The organism is Sphingomonas sp. GW821-FHT10F11, assembly GCF_058809095.1.
The window spans coordinates 56,558-68,557 of sequence record NZ_JBXASH010000011.1 but is presented as its reverse complement, the minus strand read 5'-3'; the positions used below and the strand labels follow the sequence as shown (position 1 = coordinate 68,557).

Genomic DNA, 12,000 nt, shown 5'->3' with positions numbered 1-12,000 from the left:
CTGAATGGACAAGCTGGTCTATACCGCGGCAACCGGGCTCAAGGCGCATATGGCGTCGCAGGCCGCGATCGCGAACAACATGGCGAATGCTTCGACGATCGGCTTCCGGGCCGACCGGGTGGTGTTCAGCCGGCTCAACGTGTCGGGCTCGGAGTTCGACACGCGCTCGCCGGCGTCGGAAGAGGTGGTCGATGCCGATCGCCGCGCCGGCGCGATCATGTCGACCGGCCGGCCGCTCGACGTCGCCGTCACCGGCGACGCCTGGCTGACCGTCCAGGCACCCGACGGGACTGAAGCCTATACCCGCAGGGGCGATCTCCAGATCGCCCCGACGGGCGTGCTGGAAACCGGCGACGGTTTCCCGGTGATGGGATCGGGGGGTCCCATCACCGTGCCGCCCGCCGAATCGGTCAAGATCTCGGCCGACGGCTCCATCTCGATCGTCCCCATGGGGGGCGACGCCAGCAACCCACAGGTCCTCGACAAGCTCAAGCTGGTCAGCACCAAGGGCACGGACACGGTCAAGGGCCTCGACAATCTCCTCCATGTCCGCGGCGGCGGCGTGCTGCCCGAAGACATGGAAGCGACGGTGCAGTCGGGCGCGCTCGAGGGATCGAACGTCAACATGACTCAGGCGCTGGTCGACATGATCGAGAACCAGCGCAGCTACGAGGTCCAGGCCAATCTGATGAAGTCGGCCAAGGACATGGACGAAAGCGCCGCATCGCTGATGCGGATGCCCTCTTAAGGAACCGAGGATATGACCAGCGCAGCAATGCACATCGCGCGGACCGGGCTCGACGCCCAGGACATGCGCATGCGGGTGATCTCGAACAACCTCGCGAACGTGAACACCACGGGGTACAAGCGTGACCGGGCGGCGTTCGAGACGCTTGCCTATCAGACGGTGACCGCGCCCGGCGCGCCGAGCACGTCCGAGACCAAATATGCGGTCGGCCTGAACCTCGGCACTGGCGTTCGCATCCAGGGCACTGCCCGGATCGACACCCAGGGCGCGATGCAGACCACCGGCAACGCGCTCGATCTCGCGCTCGACGGCGACGGCTATTTCCAGGTCCAGATGCCGGGGGGCACTTTGGGCTATACGCGCGCGGGCAATTTCACCCGCTCGCCGGAAGGGCTGCTGGTCACTTCCGAAGGCTATCAGGTGATGCCCGGCATCACCGTGCCCGAAGGCGCGACCGCGATCACCGTCGGCACTGACGGCACCGTCTCGGCGACCGTGCCCGGCCAGAACGAATCGAGCGAGCTCGGCCAGATCCAGATCGCCAGCTTCGCCAATTCGGCCGGCCTGCTCGGCAAGGGCGACAATTATCTGGTCGAGACCTCGGCCTCGGGCGCCGCGAATCTCGGCGTGGCCGGCATCGAGGGACGCGGCAATATCCGCCAGGGCATGCTCGAAGCGTCGAACGTCAACGTCGTCGAGGAACTCGTCGACATGATCGAAACGCAGCGTGCGTACGAGGTAAATTCAAAAATGATCTCGGCGACCGACGACATGCTGAAATATGTTAACCAAAATATCTGATGGTTAATTTCATGAAACCGTCAGCCACCCTGATCGCCCTGCCCTTCATCGTCGCGTCCTTCACCGTCGCGCTCGTGCCGATGCAGGCCGATGCGCGCCTGTTGGGCAAGAAGAAGCCGCCGGTCGATTTCTCGGCCGTGCTGCCGCAGCCGATCGTCGCGGCGCCCGCCAACGGGTCGATCTTCCAGGCCAGTGACGGCTATGCCGCGCTGCACGAGGGGTCGCGCGCGCGCCGGGTCGGCGATCCGCTGACGATCCTGCTGGTCGAGCGCACCGTCGCCTCCAAATCCGCGAGCTCCAAGCTCGACAGCGGCGGCGGCCTGAGCCTGACGCCGCCATCGACCGGCCCGCTCTCGCTGTTCAAGCAGACCGATGCCAGCATGAGCAACACGCGCAACTTCACCGGCAGCGGCGCGACCGACCAGTCCAACACCCTGTCGGGCGAAGTCAGCGTGACCGTCTCCGCGGTCTATCCCAACGGCACCATGCTGGTGCAGGGGCAGAAGCGCGTGACGCTCAACCGCGGCGACGAGTTCGTCCAGATCCGCGGGCTGATCCGCGCCGCCGATATCGACGCCAACAACCGTGTGCCTTCCACCCGCGTGGCGGATGCGCAGATCGCCTATACCGGCAAGGGCGACGTCGCCCGCGCCAGCCGCCAGGGCTGGCTCGGCCGCTTCTTCTCCGTCGTGAGCCCCTTCTGATGAAAGCGCCCGCCATGCTCCGTTTCGTCGCTGCCATGCTCGCCGGCCTGCTGATCGCAGGCCCGGCCTGCGCCGACCGGGTCAAGGACCTTGGCGGCTTTCAGGGCATCCGCTCGAACCAGCTGACGGGCTACGGCGTCGTGGTCGGCCTGCCCGGCACGGGCGACGACAATCTCGAATATACTATCCAGTCGATGAAGGCGGTCGCCTCGCGCTTCGGCCTGCAGCTGCCGCCCAGCGCCAATCCGGGCATGAAGAACGCAGCGGTGGTGATGATCACCGCCGATCTGCCCGCCTTCGCCAAGCCGGGCCAGAAGCTCGACATCACCGTCGCCTCGATGGGCAAGGCCAAGTCGCTCCGCGGCGGCGCGCTGATCCTGACGCCCCTGTTGGGTGCCGACGGCCAGATCTACGCCATGGCGCAGGGCAACCTCGCCGTCGGCGGGCTTGGCGCCGAGGGCAAGGACGGGTCGCAGATCGTCGTCAACATCCCCTCGGCCGGCCGCATCCCCGAGGGCGCCACGGTCGAGCGCGCAGTCCAGACCGGCTTCGAGACGTCGCCGGTGCTGACCTACAACCTCACCCGCGCCGATTTCACCACGGCGCAGAACGTTGCCGCCGCGATCAACACGCGGCTCGGCGCCGGCTCAGCCCAGGCGATCGACGCCGTCTCGGTCTCGGTGCGCGCGCCGGTCGGTGGCGATGTCCGCGCGACCCTGATGAGCGAGATCGAGAATCTCGAAGTCGTCTCGGCCGAGCCTTCGGCCAAGGTGATCGTCAACGCCCGCACCGGTACCGTCGTGATCAATTCGGCGGTCCGCGTCGGCCCCGCCGCGGTCAGCCACGGCAAGCTCACCGTGCGCATCGACGAGCAGCAGCATGTCAGCCAGCCCCAGCCGTTCAGCCAGGGCCAGACCGCCGTCGAGCAGAAGAGCGGCGTCGCGGTCGAGGAGGAGCATCGCCCGATGTTCCTGCTCGAGCCCGGCCCCAAGCTCGCCGACGTGGTCAAGGCCGTGAACGCGATCGGCGCCTCGCCGGCCGATCTGGTCGCGATCCTCGAAGCGCTGAAGGAAGCCGGCGCGTTGAAGGCGGAGTTGATCGTCCTGTGACCGACATTCCCGCCCTCCCCGCCGCCCCGACCTCGGGCATAAGCGTCGACACCAGCCGTCTCGCCTCGCGCGCCAACCTCGAAAAGGCGGGCAAGCAGTTCGAGGCGGTCTTCGCCGGCATGATGCTCAAATCGATGCGCCAGGCCCATCTCGCGGAAGAACTCTTTTCTTCCAAGGGCTTGGACACATTTCGCGACATGCAGGACCAACAGGTCGCCCAGTCCATGGCCGACCACGCCCCCTTGGGCATCGGCAAGGCCATGACCGATTTCCTCGCCAAATCCCAGGCCAACCTCCAGCCCGAAACCATGGTCCCGTCTTCGGATAAGAAGCCGTGAGCGACCTTCTCGCGACCGGCGCCAGCGGGGTCCGCGCCTATCAGAGCGCGCTGACCACCGTCTCCGAAAACATCGCCAATGCCGGCACCGCCGGCTATGCGCGCCGCAGCGCCTCCCTCAAGGAGGTCAATGCCGGCGCCGGAATCAGTTCGACCAGCCGGGTCGCATCGGGCATGGGCGTCGTCGTCGACGGCGTGGTCCGCTCGGCCGATGCCTTCCGCGCCGCCGATGTCCGCGCCTCCAGCGCCGATCTCGCCCGCAGCGAGACGGGCGTCGCCTGGCTCGACCGCATCCAGACCGCGCTGATCGGCAACAAGCTCGGCGACCGGCTGACCAGCTTCTTCACCTCGGCCCAGGCCATGGCCGCCGATCCGACCGCCAGCGCGCCGCGCTCGGTCTTCCTCGAAGCCGGCACTTCGGCGGCCAACGCCTTCGCCGCGACCGGCAAGGCGCTCGACCAGGTCGCCGCCGATCTCGACGGGACGGCCGAGAACGCCGTGACCACGCTCAGCGGCCTCGCGACCGCGCTCGCCAAGGTCAATGACGGCCTCGGCCGAGTCACGCCCGGCACCACCAGCGCCGCGCAGTTGCTCGACCAGCGCGACCAGCTGCTCGAACAGATGAGCGCGATCACCGACGTGTCGGTCTCGATCGACGTCGCCGGCCGCGCCGCCGTCCGCCTCGGCGGCGCGACCGGCCCGACGCTCGTCTCCGGCAGCGACGCCGGCACCGTCACCTATGTCCGCAACGACGCGGGCAATGTCTCCTTCGCCGTCCACCGCGCCGGCGAAATCGCCACGCTCGCTCCATCGGGCGGCGCGCTTGCCGGCATCGTCGACGGCGCCCAGCGCATCGCCACCGCCCGCGAGCAACTCAACAGCATCGCGACCAGCTTCGTCGACGGCGTCAACGCGGTGCAGGCGCAGGGCCGCGACCTCGATGGCAATCCCGGCGCGCCGATGTTTGAAGCAGGCGATTCACCAACCGATATCCAGCTCGCGCTCACCGATCCGCGCGGCGTTGCCGCGGCTGCGGTTGGCGGCGGCCCGCGGGACAACAGCAATCTCCAGGCGCTCACTGCACTGCGCAGCTCGGGCGGGTTCGAGGCGAAGACCACCAGCCTCATCGCCGACAACGCCGCCGCTCTCTCCTCGCGCCAGCAGGTAGCCGAAGCGCAGAGCGCGATCCGCGACGGCGCGGTCGCCGCGCGCGACGCGGTGTCGGGCGTCAACCTGGACAGCGAAGCCGTCGATCTGATGCGCTTCCAGCAAGCCTATCAGGCGTCGAGCCGCGTGATCCAGGTCGCGCGCGAAACGCTCCAGTCAATCCTCGATATTCGTTGAGCAGCCCCATGCAGATCAGCACCGCCCAGCTTTACGACCGCTCGGCAACCCTTATGCAGAAGCTCAGCCAGAAGGCCGACAAGCTGCAGATCCAGGTCTCGTCCGAGGTCCGCCTCCAGGCGCCGTCGGACGATGTCGTCGCCTATCAGCGGCTCGCCACGCTCAAGCAGGGCAAGGCCGACGATACCGCGACCAAGACAAGCGTCTCGCTCGCCCAGTCGCTGCTCCAGCAAACCGATTCGACGCTGACCTCGGTCGAGAACAGCTTGCAGCAGGCAGCCGAGCTGGCGCTTCAGGCCGGCAACGGCACATTGACCGATTCCGCCCGCGCGACCATCTCGACCCAGCTCAAGGGCGTGCTCGACGATCTGGTCAAGCTGGCCAACACCAAGGACGCCCGCGGCCAGCCCCTGTTCGGTGCGGCGACCGGCGACACCGCCGTCACGGTCGGTGCCGACGGTTCGGTCGGCTTCACCGGCACCGGCACGCCGGCGGCAATCCCGATCGGCGACGACCAGTCGATCGTCGCGACCGACACCGCCCAGCGCGTGTTCGGCGGCGTGCAGACCGCGAACGGCACAACCGACGCCTTTGCCATCGTCTCCAAGCTCGCCGCCGCGATCGACGCCGGTGGCGACGTCACCAGCGCCGTCGCCGAAGCGACCGACGGCATCAATGCGGCGCTGACTCAGGTCGGCACCGTACGCGGCTCGGTCGGCGCGCGCGCCGCCCGGCTCGAACTTGTCTCCGACCAGTTGACCGATACGGCAGCCAATCGCGAAATCGATCGCTCGGCGCTCGAGGATACCGACGTCACGGCGGCGATCACCGAGCTGCAAAAGACCATGACGATCCTGTCGGCGACCCAGGCGAGCTTCACCAAGCTCAGCCAGCTGTCGCTGTTCGATTATCTGCAGTGACCCGGGGCCGGTTGGTAACCGGTTAGCTACGAAATCCGGTTAACCGGGAATGATCGCTGCCGTTTCCAGGGACGGCAGCACGCAACAAAGGGGGAATGCGAAGTCAATGTTTCCGGTGATCGGCCTCGTCGTCCTGCTCGTCATGATCTTTGGCGGCTTCGCGATCACCGGCGGTGCGCTCGGCCCGGTGATGGAAGCGATTCCGCACGAGATGCTCATCATCGGCGGTGCCGCCGCCGGGGCGCTGATCATCGGCAATTCGGGCAAGGAGCTGAAGGCGCTGGGCGGCAGCTTCGCCAAGATCTTCAAGGGCCCGAAATACAAGAAGCAGGATTATCTCGACACGATCTTCCTCGTGTCGAAGCTGATGAAAATGCTCCGCACCGAGGGACCGATCGCGCTCGAGCCGCATGTCGAAGACCCGAAATCCTCCGCACTGTTCGCCGAATATCCGCGCCTGCTCGCCGATCACACGCTGATCAACCTGATCGCCGACACACTGCGCCTCGTCGTCGTCTCGTCGGGCACGCTCGATGTGCATGCGGTCGAGGACGTCATGGACAACATGATCAAGACTCACCACCACGAGGTGGAAGGGCCGCACACCACACTGTCGAGCCTCGCCGATGCCCTGCCCGCGCTCGGTATCGTCGCCGCCGTGCTCGGCGTGGTGAAGACCATGGGCTCGATCGACAAGCCGCCCGCGATCCTTGGTGCGATGATCGGCTCGGCACTGGTCGGCACCTTCATGGGCGTGCTGCTCGCCTATGGCATCGTCAGCCCGCTCGCCAGCCGGCTGAAACAGGTGATCGACGCCGACGCCGCCATCTATCATGTGGTGAAGCAGATCATCATCGCCTCGCTCCACGGCCATCCGCAGCCGCTGGTGATCGAGGCGGCCCGTTCCGGCATCGCGCATTCGAACCAGCCCGGCTTCGCCGAAGTCTTTGATGGCCTGAGGGGCCGTTAAGCCATGGCAGCGCGTGCGCCGCACGGCAGCAACCAGCCGCCGAAAATCATCTACAGGAAGATCTATGTCGAAGGGCATGGCGGGCATCACGGCGGCGCCTGGAAGGTCGCCTATGCCGATTTCGTGACGGCGATGATGGCCTTCTTCCTGCTGATGTGGCTGCTCGGCGCGACCAATGAGAAGCAGCGCAAGGCGCTGGCCGATTATTTCGCGCCGACCCTGGTGCAGATGAAGCAGAACAGCGCCGGTTCGAACGGCATGTTCGGCGGCTCGTCGATCACCGACAAAGACAATTATCCGCACAAGGCGTCGCAGACCGGCACGCGCTCGATGACCATCCCGGTCGAATCGCTTGGCGGCGACCAGGTCGGTACCGGCCAGAAGGGCACCTTGAAGAACAAGGCAGTGCTCGCCGCCGAGGACCGGCAGAATTTCGAGAAGATGCGCCGACAGGTCTCCTTCGCGATGTCGAAAAGCGCGAAACTGTCCAAGCTGGCATCGCATGTCCGCTTCGTGCGCACCCAGAACGGCCTGCGCGTCGACCTGATCGACGACGCCGATTATTCGATGTTCGGCCTGGGCACGACCATGCTCGACCCCGAAGCGTCGAAGCTGATCGGGCTGATCGCCGAATCGATCAAGGACATGACCAACCCGATCATGATCCGCGGCCATACCGACAGCCTGGGTTACGGCGATCCGCTGGCGATGAACAACTGGATGCTCTCCAGCGGCCGCGCCGAGGCGACGCGGCGGCGGCTGGCGAATGGCGGCATTCCGGAAGCGCGCTTCAACCGGATCGAGGGCGTCGCCGACCGCGAGCCGATGATCCAGGACAATGCAACCGATCCGCGCAACCGCCGGGTCGCCATAACCCTGCTCTACCGCGCCACCGCGTTCGGCGAATGACTGCCGCCGCGCCCAAGCCGGTGCGGCTGGCGATCCAGGCGATCCTCGCGGTCCTGTGTCTCTACGGCCTGTTCTCGGCGCCCGGCGTGATCGGGCGCTGGGGCTTTTCCCTCGCCGGCATCGGCGTCCTGCTGCTGTGGGTCGCCATCGCCGGCCTGGGCCTGCCATTGCTGCGCGAGCGGCCGACACGCCGATGGCTCGCGGTCCTCGCCGTGGCGGCGATCGCGCTGCGCCTCGCCTTCGCCCTGCTCTCCGTCCATCGCGGATCGGGCGGCGACCCCAATGCCTATCTGCTGCTCGCCAAGGGTCTGTTGATCCGCGACGAATATGGCATCTACGACCAGTATTTCGGCGGTTATTGGCGCGCCCTGTTCCCGCCCTTCTATTCCTTCCTGCTCGCGGGATGGGGCTCGATCGCCGGTTTTTCCACGGCGTCGGTGCTGTTCCTCGGCACCGCGATCGATCTCGGCGCGGCATCGCTGATCGTCCAGCTCGGCCGGCGGCTCGGCAGCCCGGGCGCCGGGCGCGGCGCCGCCTGGCTCTACCTCGTCTGGCCCTCGGTGCTGTTTTCGGCCCCGCTCGCGCAGAAGGAGGGGCTGTGCGCCTTTCTGATCCTGGCGCTGGCGCTCGCCTGGCTGAACCGCGACCACCGCCACTGGCGCGACGCGGTCAAGATCGGCGTGCCGGCAGCCCTGCTCGCGTTGACCCAGCCGGGCCAGGCACCGCTCGCTGCCTTGTTCGGGCTGTGCCTGATCGGCCAGGCGGGCTTCCTCCCGATCCTGCTCGCCGGCCTGCGCGCCGCATGCGTCGCGCTACTGGTGATGCTGCCCTGGTGGATCCGCAACTGGCTGATCTTTGGCGTGTTCATGCCCCTGACCAGCGCGGGCGGGGCCAGCCTGTGGATCGGCAACAATCCCGACGCGACCGGCAACTGGCTGCCCCCACCCGAGCATCTGCGCGGCCTGCCCGAAATCGTCTACAGCAAGCGCATCGGCGCGATCGCGGTGGAGTGGATCAGGGCGAATCCGGGCGCTTTCGTCCGGCTGACGATCACCAAGTTCCTCCGTGCATGCGGTGTCGGCGCATTCGGCATCAGCCGGCTCGTCGCGATGCAGCCACCGCTGCCCGCGACGATCGCGGCGGCGCTGGTGCCCTTCTCGCACCTCGCTCATGTCGCCCTGCTCGGCAGCAGCGCGGTGGCGGCCCGGCTGCGCCGCATGCCCGGCACCGGCACCCTGTTGCTGCTGATCGCCGCCTGCCTGGTCCAATTGATGCTGTTCGGCGTGTGGTTCGAATTCAGCGAGCGCCACCGCGAATTCGTCACCCCGTTCCTGCTGCTGCTCGTCTGCGGAATGATCGCACCGCGGTTGGAAAGCGGAGTGGTCACGCCTAGTTAGGTCAGGTGAGCAAGTCCGCCGTTACCGCCCGAATCGCCGACGGCGTCTCCTCGATCCGGGCCGAGGACTGGAATGCGTGCTCCGGCACGACCAACCCCTTCGTGACTCATGATTTCCTCTCGATCCTCGAGGAATCGGAAAGCGCCGTCGCCGGGACCGGCTGGCAACCGATCCCGATCGTGATCGACGGCGCGGACGGCAGGCCGGCCGCGATCGCCCCGGCCTATGGCAAGAGCCATAGTCAGGGCGAATATGTCTTCGATCATGGCTGGGCCGATGCCTGGGAACGGGCGGGCGGGCGCTATTACCCGAAGCTTCAGGTGGCCGTGCCCTTCACCCCGGCGCCGGGCCCGCGCCTGCTGCTGCGCGACGACGGCCTGGCACCCGCTCTGATCGCCTCGATCGAGACGATCACGGACCGGCACAATCTCTCCTCCGCCCATGTCACCTTCATCGCGCCCGAGCAGCTAGCGTCTTTCGAGGCGGCCGGCTGGCTGATCCGCGCCGGCACCCAGTTCCACTGGCACAATCAGGGTTTTGCCGGGTTCGACGATTTCCTGGGCGAGTTGGCCAGCCGCAAGCGCAAGGCGATCCGCAAGGAACGCAGCCACGCCGTCGAGGGCCTGACCATCCGCCATATGACCGGCGGCGCCATCACCGAAGCCGACTGGGACGCCTTCTGGGTTTTCTACCAGGACACCGGATCGCGCAAATGGGGCAGGCCCTATCTCACGCGCGCCTTCTTCTCATTGCTCGGCGAGCGCATGGCCGACAAGGTGCTGCTAATCCTCGCCGAGCGGAACGGCCGCCCGATCGCCGGCGCGCTCAATCTGATCGGCGCCGACACGCTCTATGGCCGCTATTGGGGCTGCACCGAGGAGGTGCCCTTCCTCCATTTCGAGCTCTGCTATTATCAGGCGATCGACGCCGCGATCGCGCTCGGGTTGAAGACGGTCGAGGCCGGCGCGCAGGGCGAGCACAAGCTGGCGCGCGGCTATGTGCCCGAGCCGACCTGGTCGGCCCATTACCTCCCCGATCCCGGCTTCAGGAAGGCGGTCGGGCATTTCCTGGAGCAGGAGCGGCAGGCAGTGGCGTCGGACCGGGCGTGGCTGGGAGAGGCGACGCCGTTCCGCCGAGGGCCCTGAGCCGTTCAAGGGCTTGCCGCCGCGCGCGGATTTCCAGCGCCCGTATCTCCTCCGGGAACAACGGCACTGGCGGCGGCGTCACCTTGTGGTCGACGCGGAACAGCACGCTCGTCCCGTCGCGCCAGACCTCGACCAGCCCCGCATTGTATTTCGGATCGTAGGGCGGTGGCTGGATAAGCCAGACATAGTCGAACGCATCGCGTGGGAAGCGCGCCAGCGACAGCGAGATCGTCCGCCACCATTCGCCCCGGCAATATTTCTCGGTCACGATCTGCGACGCGTCATGCGCGAAATTGCGCGCCGGCGCATAGCGCGTGGTCAGCAACTGCGCACCCGCCATCGACCATTGATCGTTGGTATAGGCGAGCTTCCGCACGAGCGCGATCGCGGGCAGATGCTCGAGCCGGGTCATGAACCAGGACGGCCGGCATTCGGTACCAACGAAGCTGACCATCTTGGCGCCGACGGGGATATGGTCGAGCGCCTTCAATTCGCGCTCATAGGTCCGGTCGAACAGCCAGAAGCTCACCGTCGTCGCGCCCATCCGGACGAGGAAGAAGCTGAGGCCGAGCAGCGCGAGGGTCGCGGCATGGCGGATCGGCACGCCCCGGCGCGGGCGTAGCGCGATCACCGCGATGCCGATCATGAACGGCGCGAGCCGCATATCGGCATAGGCGGATCCGAACACGATCCGGGGCAGCAGGATGAACACCGCCAGCAGGAACAGGGCCGACAGGCCGAGATTGCGCGAATATTCGATCGTCGGATCGCGGAAACCCTTGAACAGGATCAGATAGAGGATCGCGCCCGAGGCGATGTCGAACAGCTGCCAGCGGTCCTTCAGGACCATGGTCAGCCACATGATCTTGGCGCGCCAGTTGAACCAGTCGCCGGTCTCGCCGCCGACATGATGGCCGCTGCGCCACATCACCATCAGCACCATCGGCAGCGCGAGCGGCAGGCAGCCCAGACCCGCCCGGACCCAGGCATTGAGCCAGCGATGGCCCTTGTCGTGCTGGCGCACCATCTCCGCCGAGAAGGCGAGCACGCCGAGCACGCCCCAGCCAAAGGTGTGGCAGACCCACAGCGCGCAGGAGAGCGGGATGAAGATGGCGGCGCGCAGCCTGAATCTACCGAGCCGCGCAAGCCGCAGCCACAAAGCGAACATGTTGAGCGCGAGCGCCATCGCCAGCGCGAAGTTCACGAAGCCGAAATGGAAGGGATAGCTGTAGGCGATCGGCAGTGCGAACAGGGCAGTCGCGGGGATGCGGCCATGCACCTCGCGGGCGATCCACAGGAACCCTGTCACCGTCAGCGCCGGGATGGTGATGACGATCAGCTTCACCGCCATCTCGAGCCCGACCAGCTTGGCCAGCGGGATGATCAATATATCGATCCCGAGATTGCCGATCAGCTGCCAGCTGAAATTATACCATTCGCCCAGCCAGGGCACCTGATGCATGTCAAGCTGGACCCGGTAGCGCCCGAGATGGCCGGGCAGGTCGACCAAAGGCGGAATTTCGGGCTTGAGCAGCGGGATGATCGCGACGAACGCCGCCAGCGCAACGAACCAGCGTGTCTGCCACCAGTGCAGCCTGTCGATATCCCCCAGCATG

At 66.7% G+C, this 12,000-nt stretch carries 12 protein-coding genes; 11 read left to right on the top strand and 1 reads right to left on the bottom strand.

The genetic code is table 11. From position 1 onward, the window contains the following. Positions 1–4 precede the first annotated feature (4 nt). The 11 genes from flgF to AC1RT8_RS22730 all read left to right on the top strand — a co-directional run bounded on the left by flgF (position 5) and on the right by AC1RT8_RS22730 (position 10,384). Positions 5–748 carry a flagellar basal-body rod protein FlgF gene (gene flgF, locus AC1RT8_RS22780; protein WP_493078618.1) on the top strand — a complete coding sequence of 248 codons (744 nt, stop codon included), beginning with the start codon at positions 5–7 and terminating at the stop codon, positions 746–748. A 12-nt stretch (positions 749–760) separates the two neighbouring features. After that, positions 761–1,549 carry a flagellar basal-body rod protein FlgG gene (gene flgG, locus AC1RT8_RS22775; protein ID WP_493078616.1) on the top strand — a complete coding sequence of 263 codons (789 nt, stop codon included), beginning with the start codon at positions 761–763 and terminating at the stop codon, positions 1,547–1,549. A gap of 11 nt (positions 1,550–1,560) precedes the next feature. Further along, positions 1,561–2,253 carry a flagellar basal body L-ring protein FlgH gene (locus AC1RT8_RS22770; protein ID WP_493078614.1) on the top strand — a complete coding sequence of 231 codons (693 nt, stop codon included), beginning with the start codon at positions 1,561–1,563 and terminating at the stop codon, positions 2,251–2,253. Positions 2,254–2,267: 14 nt separating this feature from the next. Then, a complete protein-coding gene (locus tag AC1RT8_RS22765) occupies positions 2,268–3,362 on the top strand; it encodes a flagellar basal body P-ring protein FlgI (RefSeq protein WP_493078708.1) in 1,095 nt (364 codons plus the stop codon). Further along, positions 3,359–3,700, top strand: a complete 342-nt coding sequence (locus AC1RT8_RS22760; protein WP_493078612.1) for a rod-binding protein — start codon at positions 3,359–3,361, stop codon at positions 3,698–3,700. The genes AC1RT8_RS22765 and AC1RT8_RS22760 overlap by 4 nt, the downstream gene beginning before the upstream one ends. Continuing rightward, complete coding sequence (gene flgK, locus AC1RT8_RS22755; protein WP_493078610.1) at positions 3,697–5,043, top strand: flagellar hook-associated protein FlgK; 1,347 nt, start codon at positions 3,697–3,699, stop codon at positions 5,041–5,043. The genes AC1RT8_RS22760 and flgK overlap by 4 nt, the downstream gene beginning before the upstream one ends. Before the next feature lie 8 nt (positions 5,044–5,051). Beyond that, positions 5,052–5,963 carry a flagellar hook-associated protein FlgL gene (flgL, locus tag AC1RT8_RS22750; protein ID WP_493078608.1) on the top strand — a complete coding sequence of 304 codons (912 nt, stop codon included), beginning with the start codon at positions 5,052–5,054 and terminating at the stop codon, positions 5,961–5,963. Positions 5,964–6,069: 106 nt separating this feature from the next. Next, positions 6,070–6,933 carry a flagellar motor stator protein MotA gene (gene motA, locus AC1RT8_RS22745; RefSeq protein WP_301083632.1) on the top strand — a complete coding sequence of 288 codons (864 nt, stop codon included), beginning with the start codon at positions 6,070–6,072 and terminating at the stop codon, positions 6,931–6,933. A gap of 3 nt (positions 6,934–6,936) precedes the next feature. Beyond that, a complete protein-coding gene (locus AC1RT8_RS22740; RefSeq protein WP_493078606.1) occupies positions 6,937–7,842 on the top strand; it encodes a flagellar motor protein MotB in 906 nt (301 codons plus the stop codon). Beyond that, a complete protein-coding gene (locus AC1RT8_RS22735) occupies positions 7,839–9,239 on the top strand; it encodes a glycosyltransferase family protein (RefSeq protein ID WP_493078604.1) in 1,401 nt (466 codons plus the stop codon). The genes AC1RT8_RS22740 and AC1RT8_RS22735 overlap by 4 nt, the downstream gene beginning before the upstream one ends. 5 nt (positions 9,240–9,244) lie before the next feature. After that, positions 9,245–10,384 carry a GNAT family N-acetyltransferase gene (locus AC1RT8_RS22730; protein WP_493078602.1) on the top strand — a complete coding sequence of 380 codons (1,140 nt, stop codon included), beginning with the start codon at positions 9,245–9,247 and terminating at the stop codon, positions 10,382–10,384. Here AC1RT8_RS22730 and AC1RT8_RS22725 read toward each other — a convergent pair. Continuing rightward, positions 10,284–11,999, bottom strand: a complete 1,716-nt coding sequence (locus AC1RT8_RS22725; protein ID WP_493078600.1) for a hypothetical protein — start codon at positions 11,997–11,999, stop codon at positions 10,284–10,286. The genes AC1RT8_RS22730 and AC1RT8_RS22725 overlap by 101 nt on opposite strands. Position 12,000 lies beyond the last annotated feature (1 nt).